24 protein-coding genes are annotated in these 26,677 nt (G+C 41.2%); 15 read left to right on the top strand and 9 right to left on the bottom strand.

Going from position 1 to position 26,677, the window contains the following annotated elements; all coding sequences use genetic code 11:
- Positions 1 to 1,611, top strand: coding sequence for a cellulose biosynthesis protein BcsG (gene bcsG, locus ACHSBP_RS06795; protein WP_010560520.1), 1,611 nt, complete (start codon positions 1 to 3; stop codon positions 1,609 to 1,611).
- A 172-nt stretch (positions 1,612 to 1,783) separates the two neighbouring features.
- Positions 1,784 to 3,331 (top strand): transcriptional regulator TyrR, encoded by a 1,548-nt coding sequence (gene tyrR, locus ACHSBP_RS06790; protein ID WP_010560519.1) that lies wholly within the window; start codon positions 1,784 to 1,786, stop codon positions 3,329 to 3,331.
- Between the two features lie 42 nt (positions 3,332 to 3,373).
- Here tyrR and ACHSBP_RS06785 read toward each other — a convergent pair whose 3' ends face one another.
- Entirely contained in the window at positions 3,374 to 3,859 is a 486-nt protein-coding gene (locus tag ACHSBP_RS06785) for a hypothetical protein (protein ID WP_395388416.1), read from the bottom strand.
- Positions 3,860 to 3,945: 86 nt separating this feature from the next.
- Between ACHSBP_RS06785 and ACHSBP_RS06780 the strand changes: the two genes are divergently transcribed.
- Positions 3,946 to 4,479 carry a thioesterase family protein gene (locus tag ACHSBP_RS06780; RefSeq protein WP_021033069.1) on the top strand — a complete coding sequence of 178 codons (534 nt, stop codon included), beginning with the start codon at positions 3,946 to 3,948 and terminating at the stop codon, positions 4,477 to 4,479.
- A 99-nt stretch (positions 4,480 to 4,578) separates the two neighbouring features.
- On the opposite strand, the gene ACHSBP_RS06775 is transcribed toward ACHSBP_RS06780, so the two are convergent.
- Together ACHSBP_RS06775 and smpB are read right to left on the bottom strand one after the other, a co-directional pair.
- Complete coding sequence (locus ACHSBP_RS06775) at positions 4,579 to 7,233, bottom strand: TonB-dependent siderophore receptor (protein WP_010560516.1); 2,655 nt, start codon at positions 7,231 to 7,233, stop codon at positions 4,579 to 4,581.
- Between the two features lie 265 nt (positions 7,234 to 7,498).
- Entirely contained in the window at positions 7,499 to 7,981 is a 483-nt protein-coding gene (gene smpB, locus ACHSBP_RS06770; protein ID WP_010560515.1) for an SsrA-binding protein SmpB, read from the bottom strand.
- Between the two features lie 118 nt (positions 7,982 to 8,099).
- On the opposite strand from smpB, the gene ACHSBP_RS06765 reads away from it, so the two are divergent.
- Together ACHSBP_RS06765 and ACHSBP_RS06760 are read left to right on the top strand one after the other, a co-directional pair.
- Complete coding sequence (locus tag ACHSBP_RS06765) at positions 8,100 to 8,531, top strand: SRPBCC family protein (protein ID WP_395388415.1); 432 nt, start codon at positions 8,100 to 8,102, stop codon at positions 8,529 to 8,531.
- Positions 8,532 to 8,861: an RnfH family protein gene (locus ACHSBP_RS06760; RefSeq protein WP_395388414.1), complete on the top strand. Its 330-nt coding sequence runs from the start codon at positions 8,532 to 8,534 to the stop codon at positions 8,859 to 8,861.
- A 64-nt stretch (positions 8,862 to 8,925) separates the two neighbouring features.
- Here ACHSBP_RS06760 and ACHSBP_RS06755 read toward each other — a convergent pair whose 3' ends face one another.
- Positions 8,926 to 9,273: an outer membrane protein assembly factor BamE gene (locus ACHSBP_RS06755; protein WP_010560512.1), complete on the bottom strand. Its 348-nt coding sequence runs from the start codon at positions 9,271 to 9,273 to the stop codon at positions 8,926 to 8,928.
- Positions 9,274 to 9,383: 110 nt separating this feature from the next.
- Between ACHSBP_RS06755 and ACHSBP_RS06750 the strand changes: the two genes are divergently transcribed.
- On the top strand, positions 9,384 to 9,704 hold the full coding sequence (locus tag ACHSBP_RS06750) for a GIY-YIG nuclease family protein (RefSeq protein WP_105170648.1): 321 nt from the start codon (positions 9,384 to 9,386) through the stop codon (positions 9,702 to 9,704).
- Here the strand turns inward: ACHSBP_RS06750 and ACHSBP_RS06745 are convergent.
- The 4 genes from ACHSBP_RS06745 to ilvC all read right to left on the bottom strand — a co-directional run bounded on the left by ACHSBP_RS06745 (position 9,658) and on the right by ilvC (position 14,279).
- Positions 9,658 to 10,569 (bottom strand): M28 family peptidase, encoded by a 912-nt coding sequence (locus tag ACHSBP_RS06745; RefSeq protein WP_395388413.1) that lies wholly within the window; start codon positions 10,567 to 10,569, stop codon positions 9,658 to 9,660. The genes ACHSBP_RS06750 and ACHSBP_RS06745 overlap by 47 nt on opposite strands.
- Positions 10,566 to 11,729 (bottom strand): tetratricopeptide repeat protein, encoded by a 1,164-nt coding sequence (locus ACHSBP_RS06740; protein ID WP_395388412.1) that lies wholly within the window; start codon positions 11,727 to 11,729, stop codon positions 10,566 to 10,568. Before ACHSBP_RS06740 ends, ACHSBP_RS06745 begins: the two co-directional genes overlap by 4 nt.
- 79 nt (positions 11,730 to 11,808) lie before the next feature.
- Positions 11,809 to 12,711 carry a Dyp-type peroxidase gene (locus ACHSBP_RS06735; RefSeq protein ID WP_395388411.1) on the bottom strand — a complete coding sequence of 301 codons (903 nt, stop codon included), beginning with the start codon at positions 12,709 to 12,711 and terminating at the stop codon, positions 11,809 to 11,811.
- A 92-nt stretch (positions 12,712 to 12,803) separates the two neighbouring features.
- Positions 12,804 to 14,279, bottom strand: coding sequence for a ketol-acid reductoisomerase (ilvC, locus tag ACHSBP_RS06730; RefSeq protein WP_395388410.1), 1,476 nt, complete (start codon positions 14,277 to 14,279; stop codon positions 12,804 to 12,806).
- A gap of 127 nt (positions 14,280 to 14,406) precedes the next feature.
- Between ilvC and ilvY the strand changes: the two genes are divergently transcribed.
- From ilvY to ACHSBP_RS06685, 9 genes are all read left to right on the top strand, one after another.
- Positions 14,407 to 15,297 carry an HTH-type transcriptional activator IlvY gene (ilvY, locus tag ACHSBP_RS06725; protein WP_010560506.1) on the top strand — a complete coding sequence of 297 codons (891 nt, stop codon included), beginning with the start codon at positions 14,407 to 14,409 and terminating at the stop codon, positions 15,295 to 15,297.
- Positions 15,298 to 15,493: 196 nt separating this feature from the next.
- Positions 15,494 to 16,276, top strand: coding sequence for a MipA/OmpV family protein (locus ACHSBP_RS06720; protein ID WP_010560505.1), 783 nt, complete (start codon positions 15,494 to 15,496; stop codon positions 16,274 to 16,276).
- A complete protein-coding gene (locus tag ACHSBP_RS06715) occupies positions 16,266 to 16,652 on the top strand; it encodes a DUF3019 domain-containing protein (protein ID WP_010560504.1) in 387 nt (128 codons plus the stop codon). Before ACHSBP_RS06720 ends, ACHSBP_RS06715 begins: the two co-directional genes overlap by 11 nt.
- 9 nt (positions 16,653 to 16,661) lie before the next feature.
- Positions 16,662 to 17,348 (top strand): response regulator, encoded by a 687-nt coding sequence (locus tag ACHSBP_RS06710; RefSeq protein ID WP_010560503.1) that lies wholly within the window; start codon positions 16,662 to 16,664, stop codon positions 17,346 to 17,348.
- 22 nt (positions 17,349 to 17,370) lie between these two features.
- Positions 17,371 to 18,612, top strand: coding sequence for an ATP-binding protein (locus tag ACHSBP_RS06705; protein ID WP_010560502.1), 1,242 nt, complete (start codon positions 17,371 to 17,373; stop codon positions 18,610 to 18,612).
- 165 nt (positions 18,613 to 18,777) lie between these two features.
- Positions 18,778 to 20,556, top strand: a complete 1,779-nt coding sequence (locus ACHSBP_RS06700; RefSeq protein ID WP_010560501.1) for a DUF4856 domain-containing protein — start codon at positions 18,778 to 18,780, stop codon at positions 20,554 to 20,556.
- A 92-nt stretch (positions 20,557 to 20,648) separates the two neighbouring features.
- Complete coding sequence (locus ACHSBP_RS06695; RefSeq protein WP_010560500.1) at positions 20,649 to 21,932, top strand: imelysin family protein; 1,284 nt, start codon at positions 20,649 to 20,651, stop codon at positions 21,930 to 21,932.
- A gap of 9 nt (positions 21,933 to 21,941) precedes the next feature.
- A complete protein-coding gene (locus ACHSBP_RS06690) occupies positions 21,942 to 24,122 on the top strand; it encodes a TonB-dependent receptor domain-containing protein (protein ID WP_010560499.1) in 2,181 nt (726 codons plus the stop codon).
- 52 nt (positions 24,123 to 24,174) lie between these two features.
- Positions 24,175 to 25,191: a sterol desaturase family protein gene (locus ACHSBP_RS06685; protein ID WP_010560498.1), complete on the top strand. Its 1,017-nt coding sequence runs from the start codon at positions 24,175 to 24,177 to the stop codon at positions 25,189 to 25,191.
- Positions 25,192 to 25,222: 31 nt separating this feature from the next.
- Here the strand turns inward: ACHSBP_RS06685 and ACHSBP_RS06680 are convergent, their stop codons facing one another.
- On the bottom strand, positions 25,223 to 26,677 hold the full coding sequence (locus tag ACHSBP_RS06680; protein ID WP_395388409.1) for an aminoacyl-histidine dipeptidase: 1,455 nt from the start codon (positions 26,675 to 26,677) through the stop codon (positions 25,223 to 25,225).

The raw sequence follows: 26,677 nt of genomic DNA, 5'->3' as shown, positions 1-26,677 counted from the left end.
ATGAGCATTGCACACCCAGATAAAGATCCGTTGCGTTATGACGCACTAGGGCTTTGGAATTTATATTTTTTAGTCAAGCTAGGCTTATTTTTCTCAGATGTTATCGATTTGCATGTACTGGAAAATATTGCGTTTATTGCGTTTCTTTTACTGCCACTCAAGCATGCCTTGTTGATTAAGGCCAAACATATTATCGGGGCATTTGTCGCATTATTTTTATTGCATTATGACTCTTATTTGCCACCGCTTAGTCGCTTACTTGAAAGTGGTGATCTGCTTAGAGATTTTAGTTTGCCATACCTTATCGAGTTGTTGTCGCGCTTTTTATCGTGGCAGTTCGTCGCCATGGCGCTGGTTTTGGTCATTGTTTATATTTATTTGGTAAATTGGGTTCGTTTTACCACGGTGAGTATCGCGGGTATTTTGTATATTGGCGCATTACAATTTTTTGCCAGCCAAGAGAGTATGCAACCCGCGCCAACTTATGTACAAAATAGTGCGCAAGCAACGCAACAAAATGTACAAAGCACCTCCTTAAACCCCGAACAAGCAATGTCGGCGTTTTATCAACAACAAGCGCGCTTAAAAACCGAATTTCCAGCATCTAACCAAGGTGGTGACTTTGATATTGTGCTACTCAACGTGTGTTCACTTGGCTGGGACGATTTAGAGCGAGTGAACCTTAGTAAGCACCCTTTGTTTAATCAGTTTGATTTACTGTTTGATAACTTCAGCTCAGCTACGTCGTACAGTGGACCTGCAGGTATTCGTTTATTAAAAGCAAGCTGTGGGCAAACATCTCACCAGGGCTTATATTCAGATGCTAATAAGCAGTGTTACTTGTTTGAGAACTTAAAGTCGCTGGGTTTTGATAACGACTTTGCTATGAACCACAATGGTAATTTTGATAATTTCCTTGGTATGGTGGAAAGCCAAGGGCGTGTTGATGCAAAACTGCAGTCGTTACAAGGTGTTAAAATTGCACAGCGCTCGTTTGATGGTACACCTATTTTCGATGATGGTCAGGTATTAAATAAGTGGCTTAAATCAAGGCTAACTTCAAACAAGCCACGTGCGGCACTTTACTACAACACCATTAGTTTGCACGATGGTAATGTGATTGAAGGACGCAGTAAGTTTGGCAGCAGTTTAAAAAGCTACGGCACGCGTACAGAAATCTTATTTAAGCAATTTAACCAATTCTTTACGCGTTTAGGACAAAGCGGTCGTAACTATATGGTGGTTATGGTACCAGAGCATGGTGCATCACTGGCGGGCGATAAAATGCAAATTGCAGGTATGCGTGATATTCCTAGTCCAGCAATTCTAGATATTCCAGTGGGCGTTAAGTTTATCGGACCAAATGCCAAACCAAATAGTGCACAAAAAGTGATTTCTGAGCCGTCTAGTTATCTGGCTATTTCAGAGCTAATTGCCCGCGCAACGCGACAAAACATCTTTAGCGGCACCTTAGATCTTGGTATGTTAGCCGCTGATTTACCGAAAACACCTATGGTGGGTGAGAACTCGGGTACGCGAATGCAGATGTTTAATGGTAAGCCATATATTCAACTCGATGATGGTGAATGGATGGTTTACCCGGGATATTAAATAACCTGAAATTGGGTTAATCAAAATAGGGAGCGTTTGCTCCCTTTTTTGATTTGAGTGAATAGTTATGGGTTATAGCTTTTTTGTTCATTTATGTTTACAAATTTTCTTCCAATCTTTGGTTTTTTCAGTATTATCAAAATATTGTGCTTAAGCTGGTAATGGGGAAATTATGCGCTTAGAGATCCATTGTGCGGACCGAATTGGTATCGCGCAGGAAATACTCAATATTTTAGTAAGTTACCAAGTTGACTTAAAAGGTATTGAAGTTGATTCAGTTAACTGTCGGATGTATGTCTCTTTTCCACCAATTGAGTTTGAACAGTTTCAGAAAATTATGCCTGAAATTCGTTTAATTCAAGGTGTAGAAGATGTAAGAACGACCGCATTTTTGCCTTCTGAGCGAGAGCATAATGAGCTTGCAACCTTACTAAGCGCACTACCCGATGGGGTTATTTCTATTGATGTTAAAGGTATTGTGCGCCAATGTAACGACTCAGCTTGCCGTGATTTAAATACATCAAGCACAGAGGTTATTGGCCAGCATATTAATACCCAACTGAAAGGGTTTAACTTTACACGTTGGTTAGAAAGTACAGAAGTGCTTGCGCAAACAACGCGTGTTGAAGTGAACGGTGAAGATTTTATTGCCGATATCTTACCAATTTCAGTGCCTGACTCTGAAAATGAAACGATTTTTGTCGGTGCGGTAGTTAATATCAAGTCGCAAAGCCGTTTAGGTGAGCAGGTAAGTGCCTTTAGACGACAAGGCAACGAGAGCTTTGCAACTATTCATACTCATAGCAGCGCCATGCGCAAAGTAGTGCGTGAAGCGCGTAAAATGGCGCAGTTAGAGGCGCCTATTTTAATCACTGGTGAAACGGGCACAGGCAAAGAACTGTTAGCGAAAGCGTGTCACTATGCGTCAAATCGCGCAAATAAACCATTTGTTACGTTATCGTGTGCATCCTTGCCTGATGATGTGGCTGAACCTGAATTGTTTGGCTGTGCATTGCCGAATGCTGAAAGCCGCGGTGTATTAGAACAAGCCGACGGCGGTACTGTATTTCTTGATGAAGTAGGGGAAATGTCGGCGCAACTGCAAACTAAATTACTGCGATTTTTACAAGACGGCACTTTTAGACGTGTTGGCAGTGAAAATGAAGTCAAAGTTAATGTGCGGATTTTAGCGGCAACACAAAAAGATATTCCAGGTATGGTACAAGAAGGGCGCTTTAGGGAAGATCTTTATTATCGCATTAATGTACTTAGCCTAGAGCTTGCGCCATTAAGAGATCGTAAAGCCGATATTGTGCCGTTAACCGAGCATTTTATTAGCCGTTATTCGCATCAATTAGGGCGTAAGTCGCCGGTATTAGATGACACTATTACCGCGTTTTTACAACAATATCCGTGGCCGGGTAATGTGCGCCAATTAGAGAATTCTCTATATCGTGCTATTTCACTGCTTGATGATGAGAATTTAAGTATCGAGCATCTACAGCTACCAAGTTTTACCAATGATTTGGGTTATCTTGAGTCTGATTTTGAAGGTACGCTAGACCAAGCGGTGAAGCGCTTTGAATCGACCCTTTTAAGAAAGCTGTATCCAGCTTACCCAAGCTCGCGTCAACTTGCGAAGCGTTTAGGCTTAAGCCATACCGCAATTGCAAACAAGTTACGCGAGTATGGCATTAACCGTAAAACTATTAAGGTGTAATGGTTGTATGTAGGTGGGCTAGTTTACGTTAAGTGACTAGCCCTAACGTCGTCTTCCGTTGTCTTTGGTAATGCCACTTGGAATAATGTAGTTAATACCGTCTTTATTAAATACGATTTTGACGCTGGGGTTGCCATTTTTTAAAAAATAGTTGTATTGATCAATCCATAGAATATAGTCGCCACGCACCGGGTACTCTAAACGCTTTTTTTCAAGCTTAATAATATGTGGTCCTAATCGCCATTCAAACTCAGATATATAACCATTGGCAAACTCCTGTACAAAAACCGCTTGATCGTCTCCTGCCAGAGTAAGTGCAATCGAATAAGAGTCCGGCATTTGATCCATTGGGTATTCTTGGTTACCTATGGTAAATAATTTATTTTGTTTGTCCCATTTAAAGCCAAAACTAAACTCTTGCTTTAAACCTGATGGGTAAATAACTGTGCCGCTACCAGGTAACTCAAAACTTGCCTTAAGCTGAAAGCTAACGCACATAAGTATAAAAATTGAGATATACGACTTCATAAAACCCTTTAAGTATTGTTTTTTGTACTTGAGTTTATTATTAAACCTGAGAAAATGAACTTTTCTGGTAAGACCACTCAAGACAAATGAATTTATATTTTAGATTACTGTTACTCTTTTATCGGATAAAGCGTAATAAACTTTATCAACCTTTGTTAGATGAGGTTGAAATTGATTTTCGAGCACTACCAAGCGACTGCGATATTAACCTTCATCTCACTAATTCGCGTTATCTTGCCTTTATGGATTTGGCGCGTACTTGGATGACTGAGCGTTTGGGGTTATTTTCAGTGGTAATGAAGCGTCGTTGGTTTCCAATTGTAAATGCCACAGCAATTACCTACATTAAAGACATTAAACCTCTGCAAATATTCACTGTGGCAACACAATTAGTTGGCTGGGATCATAAGTATTTTTATATTAAGCAAACGTTCAAATCAGAGCGTGGCTTACATGCTGTTGCTTATGTCCGAGGTGTATTTAAGAAAAAAGGTGGTATTGTAAGCGTTGAAGAAATGTTAGACGCAGCAGGTTTTGATGGCGAAGCGCCAAAGCTACATGAAGAAATTGTACATTGGAAAGAAATGCTTGAGTGCAAAAAGCAACGTGACCATGTTTAGTGTTAAATGAAAATTTTTAGATGTGTGCCCTAGTTAATCTAAAACTTAACTAACCCAAAGAGTAAAAAAGCCCCTTTCGGGGCTTTTTTGCTTTAGTGCTTAGAACTTATAGTTTGCTTGTAAATACATAAAACGGCCTTGGCCACTGTGCACATTGGTCGCAAAACCCATAAACTCATCATAGGTAAATGGCGGCTCTTCGTTAAATAGGTTAGTAATACCTAATGTGAGTGTTGTATTTTCAATACCATGGTAGTTAAAGGTTGCATCAACCGTGATAAATTCATCGACATCAGATAATGTAACCGTTTGATTTTCGATTTTGTTACCTTGAGCATCTCTTGCTGTTTGCACGCGGACGGAATCATCTTGCTTAAATGAATCAACAAAGTTAAGCGCAAGTGATGTTGTAAAATCATTTATCGCGTAATCTGCACTCAAGGTGAAGCGCAGCTCAGGTTGCTCAAAGTCACCAGCTTCAGTATCGACACGCTGACCACCATTTCCATCAGGGCGCTTATCTTCATATTCCAGCATGTAATTCATCACATAAGAGAATTTAAAGTCGCCGATTTCTGTTGGTAAGTTATATTTTACATCGATATCAAGACCTGACGTGGTTAAGTCACCAATATTTTGGAAAGTATCGTAAATAACAACGACTTCACCAGGGTCGTTAGGAATGCCAGTTGGTATACGTTCTACAACGTCTGGGTTACCGCCTTGTGTACTAAATATAAACTGAGTATCTGAATCGATAATATCTTCAATATCATAGCTATAGTAATCAACTGATACGCTTAAATCATCGGTAATATTGTACACTACACCAAGGTTGTAACTTTCAGATTCTTCAGGACCTAAATCCGGGTTACCTTCAAAAACTGCGGTATATTCGAATGGGTCGCAGCCAAGACCAACCAAGTTACAACGATAGTCATCAACCAAGGTAGGGGATTCATCAGTGCGGCCAAGGCCAAGTTGGTGTAGCGATGGTGCTCTAAATGCCGTACCCCAAGAGCCGCGCACAAGTAGGTTATCTATCGCGCGCCAAGAAAAAGACAACTTTGGATTAGTGGTATCACCAAAATCACTGTAGTCCTCATAACGGACCGCCAGTTGCACCTCTAAGTCATCAATAACCGGCACGGCAACTTCTGCAAACAACGAACTATTGTCACGCGTGCCGTTTGCTTGTGTCGCTTCGGTACCAAAAATTTGACCACGTAAATATTGATCGTCTGGGTTATCGCTAATCGATTCTTCACGATATTCAGCACCCACAGCCAGCATCAGTTCACCTGCAGGTAATTCTGCTAATGGACCATTTACTTTAAAGTCGAATGTCTTATTGGTTGATTTACCGATACGTGTGGTAGTGGTTTCAATATAATCTAGCACCTGTTGGCCATTTGATGATGGTTCAAATGGGTCGTATGCGCCTGAATCAATCGCTTCTTGTAAGCGCACTTTATTAGGGAAACCGTCTACACCGCGCTCGACCGACTGACTTTTAATGTAAGAATAGGCAGCTTCATAGCCCCAATCTCCCCATTCACCCTCAAACCCTAAGATTGCACGGTAATAATCTGCATCAACACGCTTTTCGCGGTTGCCAATATCAACCATGCGGCGACGCATCGTTAAATCTTGGCCATGGAATTCATGGTCAGGCATATTGGCAAATGGATGGTTGATGTTGTCACCATCCATAAACAATTCATTAAAGCTTGGACTGCCAGCACCACGGATCATGGTTTTTGAATTTTGACCGTTAAGCTCTGTGAATACACGGAAAGTATCATTTACATTGTAACGACCTGAGTAATTGAAGCTAAAGCGCTCATTTTGCGGGAACATGGTCATATAAGGTGCATAGTCATAGCCGCATAAATTGCCAATAATATCTTCTGGTGCACAAACGTCATTGCCAAAGGTGTCTGGCATACGATTAGTGGGATCAGACTTTAGTGCGATAGTGCCAGGAAAACCTGATGAAGAGCGAAAATCAGTAGCGTAAACATCGCCCGTGCGTGCTCGTTGATTGGCTGTTGCGCTATAATTACGGTCTGCGTAAAGTACTTCTTCGCGATTAAAATAATCAAGTATAAAGGTGTGAGAGCTGTTATCTGTGGTGTTACCAAAAACCACTGAAACATTTGTTTCTTCACCACCGCCATCTGCGGTATCGCCATATTTTGCGCTAATTTCTACACCGTCGATGTCATCCCGTAAGATAACGTTAATTACACCAGCAATCGCATCAGAACCATAAGTAGCAGATGCGCCATCTTTTAGGATATCAACACGTTTGATTGCGGCGATTGGGATATTGTTAATATCAACAAATGCGGTATCAATGCCTTTTGCAAATGGGCTTACCGACACGCGGCGGCCATTTACTAAAATTAATGTAGAGTCAGCACCTAAACCCCGTAATGACACACTCGAGCCGCCATTTGCGGTATCGTCACTGCTGTTGGCTTGCGTTGAAAATGTTCCTTGGCCAGAAATTGGTAGTTTTGCGAATAAGCCAATTAAGTCGGTAACGCCTGTTTTGGCAATATCATCAGCTGATAAACTTGTTACGGGTGAAGGGCCTTCAAGGTCGGTGCGTTTAATATGAGAGCCAGTGATCTCTATGCGTTCGACTTGCTTTTCTTGTTCAGCATTAACTGTATAGGCTGAAAACAGTAGTGACGCAGAAATAACGGAGGTTAAGGAGTTAAGCTTAAACTTTGTAGCGCGTTTCATGGACCATTCCTTGTTTGATTATTATAAATTAAACGGTAAATTCATAACGTGAATCAACCTTTTAAATTAATAACATGTTAATCATAAATTAACAATAAGGTAACTTTTGTCCCTAAAACTAAAGTGTAACTTTGTTTGTAAAAAGATTTAGTTTGACGAGGGATCTTATCTAGAGGTGTTTAGGGTGTGAGGCAATATAGGTTGGTTTTAATTGGCATAAAAAAACCACGCAGAGGCGTGGTTTTTTTTATAATTTACTGGGAGCTTAACGTGCTGAATGTTTCATCATTCGTTCTTTTTCTCGAGCCCAGTCTTTATCTTTACTGTCGGCACGCTTATCGTGCAGCTTCTTACCTTTAGCAAGGCAGAATTCGAGTTTAACCCAGCATTTTTTCCAATACATTGCAGTGGCGATTAAAGAAAAACCGTCGCGTTCTACTGCACCCACTAAACGATCGATTTCACGTTTGTTGAGCAGCAGTTTTCGCGGCCGCATTGGATCACACACAACGTGTGTAGACGCTTGAATTAAAGGCGTAATTTGGCTTGCATGTAAGTAAGCTTCGCCGTTTTTAACTTGAATAAAGGTTTCGGTAATATTTACTTTGCCGGCGCGAATACTTTTCACTTCCCAGCCTTGTAATTCCATACCAGCTTCAAATTTATCTTGCAGCAAATACTCGTGTCGCGCTTTTTTATTTAGCGCGATGGTATTGCTTTGTGCTTTTGGTTTTTTGTGTTTTGCCATAATGCCGCCATTATACTTATCCGCTATGGTTTTACACTATTTTTTGCCATTACACGGGTTATTTTTTGTTTCTGCGTCAAACCTTGATAGAATTCGCGTTGTTAAATCTGGAGAGAATATGCCGCAAATTAGTCGATCTGCGCTCGTGATGTTTAGTGCGCAGCAAATGTATGATTTAGTTAATGATGTTTCCAAATATCCTGAATTTTTGCCAAATTGCTCTGGTGCAAAAGTACATAGCCAAAATGAACTGTGTATGTCTGCATCGGTAGAAATCTCGAAAGCTGGCATGCGTAAATGGTTTTCAACGGAAAATACATTAAAAGCGGGTCAAGCGATTGATATGCGTCTGATTGATGGCCCGTTTAAAACTTTGGCGGGTGGTTGGAAGTTTACAGCGCTTGATGATCATGCTTGTAAAGTGAGCTTAGAACTCAATTTTGAATTTACCAACAAGCTGGTTGAACTTGCATTTGGCAAAGTATTTAATGAAGTGGCAAATAATATGGTAAAAGCATTTACTCAGCGCGCGAAGCAGGTTTACAAATAAATGAAATCGATAGAAATAGTTTACGCACTGCCTGACAGCGCAACAACGGTGACCTTTAATACTGAGGACGACTTAAGCGTTGAACAAGTTATTGGGCAATGCGGCATTTTAGAAAAATGCCCTGAGATTGATTTAACAAAGCTTGCCGTAGGTATTTGGAATCGTACCTGTAAGTTGCATCAAATCGTAAAAGACGGTGACCGAATCGAAATTTATCGTCCATTAATTGCCGATCCGAAAGAAGCGCGCAGACGCCGCGCAGAAAAAGCGAAAGATGAGGGTAGGGCAAATAAGATTACGGGTGGGCGTTCAGGACGTCGCCAATCATAAAAACAAAAAAGTCATGCAATTGCATGACTTTTTACGTTAATCTGAAGTCAGATTAAGTGTTAACTTATTGCTCTAGCGGTGTATTAAATGTTTCTGGCGTTTCATAATCACCGCGTAACGCTTTTAGTTTGTCACCTTCAAATTCAACTACAAGCTCTTTACGCACTTCGCTGTCTCTGCCTGGGTTAAATTGGTATAAGTAATACCAATTGCTCTCATCAAATGCATCTTTTGCGATTGGTTGACCCAATACATAGAGTACTTGTTCACGTGTCATTTCAACACGTAGCTTATCAATATCGCTTTGCTCTAAAAAGTTTCCTTGTGGAATTGGCATTCTATATAGCCAAGATGAGCAACCTGAGGTAAAAACGATCACTGCGCACAGCGAAATATACTTAAACCATTTCATTGAATACTTTAATCCTTACTACTAATCGCACCATGATACCTCTTGCTATCAGGTTATAAAAGTGTAAATTTGACCTAAATTTTACAATGAAGTTCCCAAGTGTTTGTTTTATGTCGCAGTTAGAAAGTCCCACCAAACAAAGTCATGTACAGTCAACTTGGTTTATTTACATAGTTGAAACCCGCTATGGACATTGGTATACCGGTATTACAACAGATGTTGCACGACGTTTTTGCCAGCATAGCTCAGGCAAAGGAGCAAAAGCGTTAATTGGTAAGGGGCCGTTAAAATTATTACTTGAGCGGCAAGTGGGCAGCAAAAGTGACGCCAGTAAGTTAGAGTATCAAGTCAAAAAATTATCAAAAAAGCAAAAAATCAGCTGGGTTAATGCCTGCTTAGCAACTGATAGTTTGCATCCAATTGAGAAATGACCTTAGCAATATTATGTAAGCTGCCATCAAAAAAGGCATGATCAAGATTTTCATAGGTGTCGTGTTGGCTATGATAATTACTGTGCTCACCTACGCCAAAATACAAAATAGCAATGCGCTTGCGATGAAATTCGCGGTGATCGCCCGCATCAAGTATGCGTCTACGTTGGTTTTTGATTGTTCGATTATAAAAGCCATTACCTCTTGTGAATTTTACCTCGCTGTCTTTATGCCAAGTGTTTGTGCGAAGTGACTCAATAAACGCCTTGGACGGCGCATTATAAAGGCCAAGTAGTTTGTTACGCTTGCTCACTCCAAGCATATCTAAATTAATATTGATTAGTACATTTGACAGCGGGATGGGTGAAGCCTTGATAAATTCGCGGGCGCCAAATAAGCCTGACTCTTCTGCATCGGTCGCAAGAAAAAGGTAGTTAAGTTTCCTACTGGGTTGTTTGGCGATGAGTGATGCCAGGGTAATTAATGCAGCAACACCGCTGGCATTATCGTCGGCGCCATTATAAATGTGCCTTCCTTTGGTACCTAAATGATCAAAGTGCGCGGAGATTACTACCGTTGGCCTGTTGGCAATTTGTTCGCTGGCTGCAAGCACATTGTGTGCTTCTTTTTCACCAAAAAAGCCACTGCTGTAGCGAAACGGCACTTTGTAATTGGTAAATACGGGGGAGAGTCCCGCATTTTGAAATTGTTTTGCAATGTAGTCTGCTGCAATGCTGGCGTGCAGCGTGCCTGTTTTTCGCCCAGCAAGTTGGTCATGGCTGAGTATTTGTAAATGACTATGGGCCTTAAGTGTATCTTGCGTTGTTACACTCAGTGATAAAGCGAAGAAAAGTGCGTGTATCATCTCAATAACTGCGCACTTAACGACATTATTTTTCCTCGATAACGGCGTTTTTCGCTGTCAAAATAAGCATGCTTTTCGGCTTGTTGTAACTCGCTGAGCGCTTTGTCGATATCGCCAATCATAAAGTATGCCTTGGCCAAGCCAAAGTGACTTTCGTGAATTTCGCGGTCGAGTTTAATCGCTCTTTTAAAAAAGCTGATAGCGGTTCGGTAGTCATTTTGATAAAGCGCTTCGTTGCCTTTAGCAATCGCATAATAGGGGTTTTTGCTGCGTTTTCGTTCAAGTGCAATCCGAATATTTTGGGCCTCAAGGCTACGTCCTGTTAGTTCATATAAGCGAGCTAAATTACCCTTGGCAGTATTGTTATCATTATCGAGAGAAAGCGCGTGGTTGTAGGCAAGTTCTGCCTTATCAAATTGATTATTAATGCGATAAAGCACGCCTAAATTGCCGTAGGTAGAGCCGTAGTTGGGAGCACTTTCGATTGCTGCACTAAAATACGAATAGGCGAGGTGGTGTTCGCCATTAATCATCGCGGCAGCCCCTTTATTGTTGTAAAACATCGCTAAGATTACGTCTTCACTAATAATTTTAGAACGAAATTTGTGACGCAAACTACTAGGGTTGAAATCGATGATGAGATCACCTGTGGTATCGTAAATGGTTGAGGTAAGCGCAACATCACTGGCACTTGGACGCAAAATACGTAAATTAACGTGCCCAGTTAGCAAGCTGTAGCCATTTTCGCTTGCCCAGTATTCAGGAATATACACTTGCTGAAAACGCGACGCCAAGCCAAGGTGTTTAGACATGCTGTAGGCCATAATCGACAGCGAGAGGCAATTGGCATTATTGTTGTTGAATGTATCTTCTGCAGTAAGGGTTGCACCCGATAGGTAGTCTAAGCTTTGGTTTTGTGGGCTGAAAATGTATTCAACCAGTGAGCGGGTTACAACACGTTTATCAATATCGCGTGACACGGCTTGTTCGATAAGGGCTTTGGTATTGTCAGATAAACTGAAGACGTCTTTTTTGGTTTCAACAGGAATACGCGTAAATTGCGTGTCGTTGATAAGTTGATTTGGCGGTGAAATGGCTTTTGGTGTGCTGTTACACGCCGCCAAAACTAATACGGAAATTAAGCAAATCAAGATGCGCATATTGAACCTCTTTGAACACCATACTTACTGTTAAAGATAGATAAAATATGCGCAATTTGCTTGTTTAAATTGTTACAGCTTATGTCGTCACAATCTGTGTTAGCTGTGTTTGTGACGGGGCAAACCAATATGCGCTGTTAACTGCTTTTGAGTAATCGATCAATTTGTCATAAATACCATCTTGGGTTAGGCCAAACATGCGTTCGAGTTGAATTTGAAAGCGTTGTTGTTCACAGGCAAAGCCTAAAAAGTAGAGGCCTTTTTCGTTTGCGTTTCCAAATGGCACACTGCGGCGATAGAGTTTCATGGCCACATTATCTACGTTCACGTCGGTACGCGATACATGCGAATTTTTTGGCATATCATCGCCTTCAAGTTCGATGGAATCTGGTTTTGTGCGACCCACTATTTTTTCTTGGACGGTAACGGGCAGTTTTTCAAATTCACTCAGGTCATGCACCCATTTTTGCGTTAAAACAAAGCTGCCTTGCTGATGAGAATGTGACGTTGGCAGTAGTGCTGCGTCTGCTTTTGCGGCTAAATCTTTTGGATTTGCACTGCCATCGACAAAGCCGGTGAGGTCACGATTATCCTTGTATCGAAACCCTGGGCACTCAAGCGCTAAGATAGCGACACCGTTTAACTGTGATTGGCATAATTGCATCGCGTCAAACACACCATCTAAATCATCACCGTGCAACCAAATTAATAAATCGTGTTGGGTGGCGGGCGCTGTGTGACCAAATGGCCCTGAAAGCGTTGCAAAATCAGTAAAGTCAAGCACTTTAGCTTGGTTGTCTAAATGTTGCCAAAGGCGTCTGCCAAAAGCGATAACTGAACTACAGTTGAGGTTGTCGCTAATATTTTTTAATGCATTTTTTAGTGCGTTAATGGTGTCTGCATCTCGGTTGGTAATGACATATTCTAAAAAGTAGCTATGCCTATTATTGTCATCGAAGATACCAGATTGTGCATGTTCCATTTGATTGGCCCCTTTATTTGTTTGCGCTACATTAACTCAGAAATAAGGCAAAAAAAAGCCCGCTTAAGCGGGCAGTTTACTCAGGGTTTACCTTAAATAATTGGTTTCATTGCTGACATATAACCACGCAGTGTTTCACCAATCACCTCTACTGGGTGTGAGCGAAGCGCTTTGTTTACTTCAATCAGACGTGCATTCTCTACGCGATTATCGGTTGGAGATAGTCCTTTACCGATTACGTCTGTGTTAACTGTGGTCATAAAGTCTTTTAATAATGGTAAGCAGGCATGGTTATATAAGTAACAACCGTACTCTGCCGTGTCTGAAATGGTTGCATTCATTTCATAGAGTTTCTTACGCGCAATTGTATTGGCAATTAACGGTGTTTCATGCAGTGACTCATAGTATGCTGATTCATCTTTAATGCCTGCAGCTGTCATGGTTTCAAACGCAAGTTCAACACCTGCTTTCACCATAGCAACCATTAGAATGCCTTTATCAAAGAACTCTTGCTCAGTGATTTCATCACTGGTATTTGCTTGCTTTTCAAAGGCCGTTTCGCCGGTTTCTTTGCGCCAGCCTAGTAATTTAGCGTCATCTTCAGCCCAGTCAGCCATCATACCTGATGAAAATTCACCACTCATAATGTCGTCCATATGCTTGTTATAAAGCGGACGCATAATTACTTTTAGCTCTTCAGATAAGTCAAACGCTTTGATTTTTGCAGGGTTTGATAGGCGATCTAACATGTTAGTTACACCACCGTACTTGAGTGCTTCAGTGATCACTTCCCAGCCATATTGCAGTAACTTTGAAGCGTATGCCGCATCAATACCTTGCTCAACCATTTTATCGAAACACAGTAGTGAACCTGTTTGCAGCATGCCACATAAAATAGTTTGTTCGCCCATAAGATCTGATTTTACTTCCGCAACAAATGACGAAAGTAACACACCTGCACGATGACCACCGGTACCTGCAGCATAAGCTTTAGCTTGCGCTAAACCTTTACCTTCTGGATCATTTTCAGGGTGCACTGCGATAAGCGTTGGTACACCAAAGCCACGCTTATATTCTTCGCGTACTTCAGTACCTGGACACTTAGGTGCAACCATAATTACGGTAATGTCATCACGTACTTGCATACCTTCTTCAACAATATTGAAGCCATGCGAGTACGCAAGTGTTGCACCATGCTTCATTAGTGGCATTACTGCTTCTACTACGCTGGTATGTTGTTTGTCAGGCGTTAAGTTAAGTACTAAGTCAGCATCTGGGATAAGTTCTTCGTATGTGCCTACAACAAAACCATTATCGGTGGCGTTAAGGTAAGATTGGCGTTTTTCAGCAATCGCTGATTCGCGCAATGCGTAAGATACATCAAGACCGGAATCGCGTAAGTTTAAGCCTTGGTTAAGTCCTTGTGCGCCACAGCCAACTACAACCAATTTTTTACCGACTAACGCATCCACACCATCGACAAATTCAGATGGGTGCATAAACTCACATTGAGCAAGCTGCGCAAGCTGCTCGCGTAACGGTAAACTGTTAAAATAATTCGTTGCCATGTCTCATTCCTAAATAAAAAAATCGCTGCCTTTTGCAGCATTGATTTAACCATAAAAGAAATTTTTAATTGCGTAAAATGATATATTTGAACTATTGTATTACAAAAAATGAAATATAAGTTTTTCAATGGATATCAAACGTCTGCAATTATTTTTGGTGCTGGCAGAGCAATTGCACTTTGCAAAAGCGAGTGAACTGGCGAATGTCAGCGCGCCAACGCTTAGCCGCAATATAAAACAACTAGAAGACGAAGTTGGAGCTATTCTTTTTAATCGCAATAAGCGCAGTGTGTCGTTAACTAAGCAAGGTGAAGCATTTGTCCGTTATGCCAGAGCCACGATTGGCGAATGGCAAATGTTTCGCGCATCGCTCAATGAAGCAGGGGAGGCGCTATCGGGTGAAGTGAAGTTATTCAGCTCTGTTACCGCAACGTATAGCTTTTTGTATGACTTGCTCAAAAAAGTAAGACTGGCGCATCCACACATTGAAGTAAAATTAAATACAGGTGACCCAGCACTAGCCATTGAGCGGGTAATGAAAGGCTTTGAGGATATGGCTATTGCGGCAAGGCCCGATAAGCTGCACGACAGCCTTGCGTTTTTCTCACTTGGCTCGTCTCCCTTAGTATTTATAGCGCCAAATGATGATGGACCTTTAGGCACCGTAATCAATGATGCAATTAGTGAGCGAGTAGATATACCTTGGCAAAAATTACCTTTTATCGTGCCGGACCAAGGGTTAAGTCGTAAGCGCTTGGCAGACTGGTGGCAGAAAAATGGTATTAATCCGTTAATTTACTCCAAAGTAGCAGGTAATGAGGCGGCCGTTTCTATGGTGAGTTTAGGTTTTGGTGTGGCACTTATTCCAAAAGTTGTTGTCGATAATAGTCCAATAAAAGATAAAGTTCAGATTTTGTCGATGCCGGATCCGGTACCTGCATTTGATGTTGGCTTGGTCACTAAAAAGGCGCACTTACAGCAACCTATTATGAATGCAATTTGGCAGCTGCTTAAGTAACACTAACTAAAGACTAGTGATTTATTTTTAAACAAAACGCTTTTATCTCTAATGAAAATGGGTGAATATTTGTATATTTTTCGGCGAAGCTTGTAAGTAATTGTAATTTTTGTTGCAGGATTTGTTCGGATTGGTAAAGTGCGCGTAATTTCTCGGAGAATTTTAAATATTGAAGCATATAGTTTGCATAATTATATTGTTTTTTAGTTGGGGAAGTTGTGCTCAGCAAAGCGAAAATGCAATTGAGCTAAGTCAATTAAGACTTGGTGTAGCATTAGGTTTTGGCACAATTACAAATCCACTCAATGATGGTGATAATTTACCGTTAATTGTGATCCCCGATATTGCATACTATGGTGAACGTGCTTACTTTGATAACGGTCAACTTGGTTTTACCTTATCTGAACATAACCGGCATGTATTTAATCTTATCTCCGAGTTCAATCCAGAAAATCGCTTTTTTGTGACATGGCACCCCGCCAATGTATTTATTGCTCGAAACGCATTCACGGAACCTGCAAATTCGGAACGGATCTCTATTTCAGAAATAAATAGCCCTAAGTGGGCATTAGATGGTGGTGTGAATTATCAGTATATTGCCGATACTTGGCGCTTTTCAGCCAGTGTATTGCACGATATTTCTAATGTACACAAAGGTCAGCGCGTTGCATTAAGCTTAAGTAAAGGCTGGCAAACACAATCTGGATTATTGAGTGTGCGTTTGGGGCTTGATTATTTATCTCACAAACTCGCAGATTATTATTATGGTATTCAAGCCGACGATCAGGTTGGCATTACGTTTCAGCAAAATGCTGCTTGGTTGCCTCACGTAGAACTAAGTTGGCATAGGCAAATTAATCAACATTTTGGTTTGTTAGCAAAAGTAAAATACCACTATTATGGTTCGCTTAGTGATAGTCCTTTATTTTCGAGTAATCAAAGCGTGACAGTATTTACTGGGATGACCCATGTTTTTTAGATGCTGTCTGTTTTTTATATTGTGCGTATTTAACAGTGCGGGCGTTGCTGCAGAGCAAAAAGCGCATTTTCAGTTAGCTCCTGCGGTGTGCATGGTGCAAAACAGTGATGATGTGTGTCAGGTTGATGTTAACTTTGAATGGCAGATAAAAAAAGCAGAGGATGTTTGCATTTTACGCGATCAAACCCCCTTAAAATGTTGGCAAAATGCCACTGAAGGGCGTTTTAGTTATAAAGCTGACGTTCAGTTTGGCACTGTATACTCCTTGGTCAATCGGAAAACTGGCAAACAAATCGCCAGTGCGAAAATCAAAGTTCAAAGCAGCAATACCAAGTCGCAGCGTAGGCGATTACGCACCCCTTGGAGCTTTTTCTAGGAGACAAAGATGGCGCATATTTTATTAGTGGAAGACGATATTGCCTTACAACAACTGACCAAAGATTATTTAGAACACAACGGTATGACGGTTGATGTGTTAAGTGATGGTTCTGAAGTGATGGCGGCACTTGAAGCTAATATGCCTGATTTAATGATTTTGGATGTCATGCTGCCAGGTAAAGACGGTTTTAGCGTGTGTCGTGAAGTACGCGATCGCTACCAGTTGCCCATTTTAATGTTGACCGCAAAAGGCGAAGATTTTGATCAAGTGATTGGTCTTGAGCTGGGCGCCGACGACTATGTCATTAAACCAGCTGAACCAAGAGTTTTATTAGCACGTATCTCTGCGCTACTGCGTCGTGGAGCAGTAGAAAAAAGTAGTGAAGAACTGCGTTTTGGTACGCTTACTATTGATAAAAACAGCCGTATTGTTAAGTTGCTTGGTGAAGAAGTGAGCTTAACCTCGCACGAATTTGAATTACTGTGGTTACTGTCAAACAGCGCAGGCGAAGTACTTAGCCGTGACTTTGTGCACGAGAAAATGATTGGCCGTGAGTACGATGGCTTAGACAGAACCGTAGATGTACGTGTGTCTCGACTACGTAAAAAACTTGGCGATAATAGTGATAAACCCTATCGCATTAAAACCGTATGGGGACAAGGCTACTTGTTCGTATCAGATGCTTGGGGATAATCACAAGCTGCAAGGAATTTAGATGGGCAAGTTATTTGTTAGCTTATACGCCTATATTATCATCTCTATTTTTATTCTTAGCGGTGCGCTCGAGAAACTATGGCCTGAACCCAATGGCATAGATGCGCTACCGCTTGCGCCGCAAGTCACAGAATCTCTCTCCCAACTAGCAAAAACCGCTAATGGCATTACTAAACTCAAAGATATTTATCAAAACGAAGTGATTTCGTCTGATCTTGTTGCATTTTTGCCAGAACAAAGCGCCGATTTAAAGCAAGGGCTAGCAGTACCAGTATTTGACGGTCCGCAGCAAGTAATCTGGTATTTGCGGGTAAATGATAAAGAATTACTGAAAATTGGTCCGTATCGTTTTGATGTTAATAGTTACGACTCGGTATGGCCATTTTTCATTATGTTGTTGGTTATTGGTTTACCCGTTGCGGCCTGGAGTTATTGGCTATGGCGTGATTTTAATCAGTTGGAAAAAGCATGTCACAATATAAGCGCGCCGGAAGATTTACAAATCAGCGGTGACGACAAATCTGCTTTATTGCCAATAAAACAAACATTAATGGCGATGAAAGCGCGTATAAAACACTTATTGGACAGTCAGCGCGAACTTACCTCGTCTGTATCTCACGAGTTTAGAACGCCATTAGCACGGCTTAAATTTGCGATTGCGATGCTGGAACAAACACAAGGCGATGATAAAAGTAAGCCGTACTTTGACGGTATGCAGTCCGACATTCAAGAGCTAGAGTCGCTAGTGAGTGAAATGCTGGAGTTTGCAAAATTAGAACGAGAAAAACCGCAACTTAATATTGAGTTGTACGATGTAGTCGCGCAAACACAACACTTTGTGCAAAAGCTTGGCTTTAACCACTCAACTGCTATCAAAATTGAAGCAAACACAGCCATTCAATTAAACGCCGACCCACACTTCATTGGCCGCGCAATTCAGAACTTTATTGGTAATGCGCTGAAATACGCAGAGCAGCAAGTAATCGTTACCTTGACGCAAACCTCAAATACTATTTTTATTAAAGTGGCTGATGATGGTCCTGGCATTGAACAATCCGAGTGGGAAAACGTATTTAAACCATTTACCCGTTTAGATAAAAGCCGCAATAAAAAAATCAAAGGATTTGGCTTAGGGTTAGCAATCGTGCAAAAAATCATAAACTGGCACGAAGGTGAATGCTATCTTGAAAGTGGCCCGTTAAAAGGCGCATGTTTTGTAATTGCGTTACCTAAAAAACCTTAATTTGATCTCTGCTAAACTAATGCAGCATAAACCTGCTATGCTGAATTTTTGTAAACAAAACATTAAAATAAACTAAATGAGATTGATTCTCATTGGTTTTGAAGTTTATAATAGCGTTAGTTTATAAATCTTCATTAATAAAAATTATACTTTATAGGTCACATAATGATTAATTTTCGTAAATCTGCGTTAGCATCAGCTGTGCTTGCTGTATCTCTTGGCTTAACTGGCTGTGGTGGTAGCGATAGCAAAAAAGATCCTGTAACTCCTGTAAACCAAGCTCCAACTGATATCCAAATCTCAGCATCTTCAATTGCTGAAGATACACTTGGCGCGGCTATTGGTGCACTAACTGCAACAGATGATGCAACATCAGGTCTAACCTTCACTGTATCAGACGAACGTTTTGAAATTGTTGATGGCGAACTTAAAGTTAAAAATCATTTAGCGGTTAACTTTGAACAAGAAACAGAAATTACTGTAACTGTAACTGTAACTGATGCAGGCGGTTTAACTTTTACAAAAGACTTAACGCTTAACGTAGCTGATGTTGATGCGGTCGCCGGCGTAAATACCTATGAATTTAATTCAAAACTAGGTGAGGGTTCTTCAGTTTCTTACACAGGTCAAACTGCGCGTCATGCACTCTCGGCAGAAATTAAATATTACATGGGTTTAATGACAGTTGAGTACATTGAGACTAATGGCATTATGGCTGCTGATGTAAGAGCTAAGTTAGATGCACTTTGGGGCGACTACGCGGCTGTTGCAGATTCTTCTATTTCTCACCTAGGCTCAGATTTATCAGCTTATAAGCAAAAGTCATTTGCTGAAATTTCAAGCTCAGGCAAAGAATTAAGTGGCAAAATTGCAGGTAATGATGCAAGCAAAATGTATCAGGATTGGTTAGTAGCTGGCACGTTTAAAGGCTGGAATGATTTTGGTACACGCGCAGCAACGCCTGAAGGTTTAGTTGAGCATTACTTTGATTTATTCATTGCTCAAATTGAAAAAGTGAACGCGGGTGAAGCGCTAGTAGATGCAAATGGTGTTGCTATTTCAAAAGCATATATCACACCAGAAGGCTTGGATTTAGTTCAACTGGTTCAAAAGCATACCTTAGGTGCGCTAATGTTCTCACAAGGTGCTGACGACTACCTTGGTGAAGGTCTTGAGACAGACAATAAAGTAGCGCAGAAAGAGTCAGCAAAATACACAGCTCTTGAGCACCAATTTGATGAAGGCTTTGGTTACTTCGGTGCGGCGCGTAACTATCTAGAATACTCTGACAGCGAGATTGCTAAAAAAGGCGGTCGCGAAGACTTCCAAGGTAAAAATGATATTAATGGTGATGGTGTAATCGACCTAGCGTCAGAGTTTGTGTGGGGCAACTCTTCAAATGCAGCAAAACGTGACCTTGGCGCAACAGTTACAACTGACTTAACAACGCAGGCAATGCTTCACTTTATTGCTGGTCGTAAAATGATTACCGATAACCATGGTTCGGACCTAAGTGAGTTCTCAGCTGACGATCAAGCAAAATTCCGCGAGCATGTTTTCCAAGCCGTAAATGCGTGGGAAAAAGCAATTGCTGCGACAGTTGTTCATTACATTAACGATGTAATTGCTGATATTGAAAACATTGAAGACGGCGAATACACATCAGCTGAATTTGCGGATTACGCTAAGCATTGGGGTGAAATGAAAGGTTTCGCACTGAACTTCCAATTCAACCCATATTCACCGTTTGCAAATCATGAACTAAACCCGAAAAAAGATACGGTAGGCGAAGCAAAATTTGTGGAAATGCATGACTTATTCGGCGACATGCCAGTACTTGCTGATGCAGATGCATTTGCACAGTACAAAGCACAATTAATTGCAGCGCGCGATATTTTAGATGATGCGTTTGATTTTGAAGACGCGAACTCAGAAAACTGGTAATTTAAAAAACGTTTTAAATTGATATAAAAGGTTAGTAATTTCGGTTACTAACCTTTTGCTGTATTTATAATTCGAGATTTTAGGATAATTTTATGTTGATATCCGCAAAACTTAAACCGATAGCATTGGCAACATCATTAGTATTGACGTTGGCAGCGTGTTCGGAAGATACCTCAAGTACACAGGGACCAAATTTTGGTGGCGGTACAAGCGAGCCAGGGAATGGTGGCGGCACAACGTTTGATGAAAAAGCGTTAGTGGCAAACTTAGTCGATAATGTGATCACGCCAACATTTACCTCGTTTAATCAACAAGCGAATGCAAACAAACAAAACATTGAAAGCTATTGTGCAGTTGAAAAAGCAGCGATGGCAGGTGATGCAACTGAACAGCAACGTTTAGCTGCATTAGCATCGGCGCAAACTAGCTGGCGCGATACAACGGCACTTTGGCAACATGCAGAGCTGATGCAAATGGGGCCGCTATTAGAAAATGAAGGCGAACTGCGCAATCTAATTTACTCTTGGCCTGCTAAAAGCTTATGTGGCGTAGATCAAGATACCGTGTATTTTGAAGACGGCGTGATTAATAAAAATGCATCGCGTCCTTACGATATTAAACAGCGTACCGCAACGCGTCGTGGTCTAGTAAGCCTTGAACATTTACTGTTCACCGAGCAACTAAATCACAGCTGTTCGATTGCGAATGATGCGCTTGCTGATTGGAATAACCGCAGTGATAGCGAACGTCGTATCGCGCGCTGTGAGTTCGCTGTTGAAGTCGCCAGCGATTTAGTTGATAACAGCCAAGTGTTACTTGATAAATGGAATGGTGACAATGGCTACGCAATGAAGTTAAAAAATGCCGGTGAAGTTGGCAGCAGTTTTGATAGCGTACATGCGGCGGTTAATGTAATTTCCGATGCACTTTTCTATCTTACTGAAGAACTAAAAGATCAAAAATTAGCACTACCGCTGGGTTATGAAAGTAACTCGTGTGGTTTAGAAGCATGTCCTCAAGATGTTGAGTCACCGATAGCGGCGCAATCGCTTGCTAATATCAAAGCAAACCTTGCTGCGTTTGAAAAACTCTTTACTGGCAATGGTATAGTGCAAGATAACACCACTGGTTTTGATGATTTTCTTGTAGAAGAAGAGGGCACTGACGTTAAAGACACAATGTTAACTGGCCTTGAGCAATCAAATGCCGCATTAGATGCGATTAATGGTTCGCTGCAACAAGCACTGATTGATGAAAAAGACAAAGTAGAAACGTCTCACGCAAAAGTAAAAGATGTGACCGATCAGTTAAAACATGATTTTATTAACAAACTTGCGCTTGAATTACCTAAATCTTCAGCCGGCGATAATGATTAGAGCTTTATTATGAAAAAAACACTTTTAGCATTAGCAATTGCAAGCTGTGCAACGTCCGTTGTTGCAAAAGATAACAAAGCAAACGATATCGAGCACATCACCATTATTAGTCACGGTGACAAACTGCGTACAGAGTCTGGTTCAGCAACCCTTGTTTCAGAAGTAGAACTCGAAAAATATGAATACGATGATATTCACCGTATTTTAGCCAAAGTACCGGGCGTAAATATTCGTGAAGAAGACGGTTATGGCCTGCGTCCAAATATTGGCTTTCGTGGTGTTACACCTGAGCGTAGTAAAAAAGTAACTATTTTAGAAGACGGTGTCTTAATTGGCCCGGCGCCATACTCAGCGCCGGCGGCATACTATTTTCCAGTCACTACGCGAATGACCGCAGTAGAAGTGTTTAAAGGCCCTGCGGCAATTAAGCACGGCCCGCAAACGGTTGCAGGTACGCTTAATATGGTTACGCGCCAAGTACCATTTGAAATGACCGGTGGTTTGGATCTAGCAACGGGCACCGATGGCTATCAAAAAGCGCACGGATATTTTGGTACTGAAGTAGCCAAAAATTTGGGTGTACTAGTTGAAGGTGTTCGTTTACAAGCGGATGGTTTTAAGGAAATCGATAACGGTGGTGATTCAGGCTTTAAAAAGAATGATTTACTCGTTAAAACTAAATATTTGTTAGACGGACAAGCGTTCGACCAAAGTTTTGAACTTAAGCTTTCTTACGCAGATGAAAACTCAGATGAAACTTACCTAGGGTTAACGGATGCGGACTTTAATGCAAATCCGTATCGTCGCTACGCGGCTTCTCAACCTGCGAATATGGACACTGAGCATACGCAAATTATGTTTACCCATAATCTCTCAAACGATGTTTTCTCTGCAACAACGCGTGTTTATCGCAACGACTACGAGCGTGCTTGGCGAAAATTAGGTAGCTTAACAAGTTCAAGTGCAAGTTTGTCGGCAATTATGACAAACCCAGAATTACATGAACGAGAATATGCTGTTATAACTGGTGAGCAAAACTCAGTGCTAGATGGTGAAACATCAATGTTCTTAGTTATGGGTACCAATGACCGCGAATACTATTCACAGGGTATTCAAATTGATGCCGACTACGAATTTTCACTTGGTGGTTTAGATCATAAGTTAGCATTCGGCGTGCGTTATCATGAAGATGAAATTGAGCGTAAACACTTTAGTGAAAACTATCAGATGCTTGATGGTTACGCTGAAAAAACAGCTGGTGATAAAGTATTTACTACAACCAATATCGAAAATACTGAGGCGCTTTCAGTTTATATTGAAGACACGGTAAAACTTGGCAACTTAACGGTGTCTGCGGGTGTTCGTGGCGAAGATATGGATATGTACTACACCGACCTTGTGGACAAAGACGATTGGCAACGTAAATCAACTCAAATTTGGCTACCTGGCGTGAGCGGTTTTTATCAAGTGACAGAAAACGCAGGCGTGTTATTTGGTGTGCATCAAGGTTTTGTGCCAAGCAGTCCGCAACAGGCATCTGATGTTAAAGTTGAGAAAAGCATTAACTATGAGTTTGGTGGTCGTTTTAACGACGGCGCAACTAACATCGAACTAGTTAGCTTTTTTAATGACTACAGCAACTTAAAAGAAAGCTGCTCACAGTCAAGTTGTGGTACACAAGGCGACCTTGACCGCGAGTTTAACGGTGGCGAAGTGAATGTGTATGGCTTGGAAGCACAGTTACGTCAAAGCTATCCAATTAGTACACAATTTGATATGCCATATAGCTTCACTTATACCTATACCAAATCTGAGTTTTTAGAAAGCTTTGAATCAGATTTTGAACAGTGGGGGGATATTTCGGATGGCGACTCAGTACAGTATTTACCTGAACATCAATTGAACTTTGAAATCGGTTTAGCGGCGAATAATTGGGAAACCAATTTAATCGTTAAATACGTAAGCGAAATGGATGAAGCCGCAGGTGATAATGTTACGTTATCGGGCTTTAAAACCGAGTCGAGCGTTATTGTAGATGTATCCGCATCGTATGATCTTGGTCAATATGGCCGCATTTACGGCAAGGTTGATAACCTAACTGATGAAGCGTACATTATTAGTCGCCGCCCGTATGGCGCAAGACCAAATAAGCCAAGACAGTTTGTAATTGGTTACAAATACCAGTTTTAAGCTTTGGCATTGCGAATAAGGGGCTATCGGCCCCTTTTTTGTAGGAACTGCTGTGTTAGAGATATTTTCAACAAGTTTAAGCGAACTACCGCGTTATTTTAGCGATGCGAATAAACGTATTTTTTACCTTTATTTGTTAAGTGCGGTGGCGTTAGCGCTGCCGGTGTATTTTGCTGCAACAAAACAGCGTACAACGTTAGGCTTTTTTAAATTCTTATTCCCAAAATCAGTTTGGTTAGCAAAAAGTGCCAAGCAAGATTATGCTTTGTGGGTAGTTAATAAACTGATCAAAGCCTTAATGTTCGGCCCTATTGTATTAACAATGGCACCGATAGCAATTGCGCTAAGTGACGCTTTAGAATGGCTGTTCGGTCGCACAGAGCCGTTGGCATTGGCCAAGTGGCAAGTAATCACTATTTTCACTTTTCTACTTTTTATTATTGATGACTTAACGCGTTTTTTACTGCACTACGCTCTGCATAAAATACCGTTTTTATGGGAATTTCATAAAGTACATCACAGCGCAAAAGTACTTACGCCATTTACCATTTACCGTTCTCACCCTGTGGAGAGTTATTTATACGCGTGCCGTATGGCAATCGTACAAGGAACCGCAGTGGGTATAGGCTACTATTTATTTGCCGATGCAATTAGTATGTTTGATGTGTTAGGTGCCAATGTGTTTGTGTTTTTGTTTAATGTTTTTGGCGCAAATTTACGCCACTCACATATTTGGTTGTCGTGGGGCGATAAGTTGGAAGGCGTTTTTATTAGCCCTGCACAACATCAAATCCATCACAGTGATAACCCCAAACACTTTGATACGAACTTGGGTTCCGCACTGGCTATTTGGGACCGTATGACAGGTACCCTCATTAAAGCATCAGAAGTTGGCAAGATTTCCATTGGTGTAGGGCAGTATGATTGCGGCCATGATTCGTTATTTGCGATTTATAGTAAACCGTTTTTAGAGTCTGCAAAATCATTAAAGCTAAGTGCTAAAAAAGGCATAAATAAAATAGTGCCGAATAAAGACAAGGTCACCAATGACAAAAAACCGAGCATCTAAGGCTCGGTTTTTTATAACGCGTAGACGAAATTTAGTTTTTATTCGGAATATTACCTAGTACTTCAACGAGTAGGTTGAAAAACGGCTCAACTGTATCGATTTTCACTTTTTCATCTGGCGAATGCGGAAAGCGAATCGTCGGTCCAAACGACACCATATCCCAATGTGGGTAAGCATCCTTAAACAAGCCACATTCAAGTCCAGCATGGATCACCATAATTTTAGGTAATGTACCAAACATACCTTGATAGGTTTCACGTAAAATATCTTTAATTTCAGAATCGTCTTTTGGCTCCCAGCCAGGATACGCACCTGTGAAAGTAACGCTCGCACCTGCTAGGGCAAATGTTGATGCAATCATATTTTGCGTATTAGTGCGGGCAGAATCGATTAGTGAGCGAACCAGACATTTTACGCTAACGGCGTTTTCGTTTGTTAAAACAACACCTAAATTGGTCGATGTTTCAACGATGCCGTCGATAGTGTCACTCATGCGAATAACGCCGTTAACACAACCATTTATGCTATTGATTACCGCTGACTGCGATACTTTAGCAAGTTGTTTTTCGGGTAATGGCGCATCAGCAACCGATAGTAAAATATTTGGCTCAACTTTACTTAATTCTGCTAAAAACAGTGAATTGATATCTTTAAGTGCATTAGCTAGTGTGTCTTTATCTTGGCCATCGATTACTAGCGTTACTTCTGCTTCGCGTGGAATTGCGTTTCTCAGTGAGCCGCCTTGTAAGTTGGCAATGGCAAAGTCGATATCTAATAAACTTAATGTGCGCACTAACAGTTTATTTGCGTTAGCGCGACCTAAGTGAATATCAACACCCGAATGACCGCCTTTTAAACCGTTAAGTGATACGTTAACAGCTGATTTAGTTGTATCGGTCGCTTCCCATTCGATTGGCAGCTCAATGTTTACATCAATACCGCCTGCGCAGCCCATGTAAACTTCGCCTTCATCTTCTGAGTCAGTATTTAGTAAAATATCGCCTTCTAGCCAACCTGCTTCAAGGCCGAAAGCACCTGTCATACCGGCTTCTTCGTCTATGGTAACTAATACTTCAAGCGGACCATGTTTGATATCTTTGCTGGCTAAAACAGCAAGGCTTGCCGAAAGGCCAATGCCGTTATCAGCACCTAATGTTGTGCCATTTGCTGTTACCCAATCACCATCTACATAAGCTTCAATTGGGTCGTTGATAAAGTCGTGCTCTTTATCATTATTTTTTTGCGGCACCATGTCCATATGCGCTTGTAAAATCACACCTTTGCGATTTTCCATACCGATTGTTGCAGGTTTTTTAATAATTAGATTGCCTACTTTGTCTTCTTTAACATCAAGACCAAGCTCGGTAGCGAATTGTTGGATCCACGCAGAAATTTTTTGCTCGTGTTTGCTCGGGTGTGGAATGCTGCATATTTTTTCGAAAATTTGCCACAGTGGCTGTGGTGATAACTGAGAAAGTTGAGTCAC

Origin of the sequence: Pseudoalteromonas sp. XMcav1-K (assembly GCF_044005875.1) — a bacterium.
Classification (GTDB): domain Bacteria; phylum Pseudomonadota; class Gammaproteobacteria; order Enterobacterales; family Alteromonadaceae; genus Pseudoalteromonas; species Pseudoalteromonas spongiae.
This window is presented reverse-complemented; position numbering and strand designations above follow the sequence as displayed.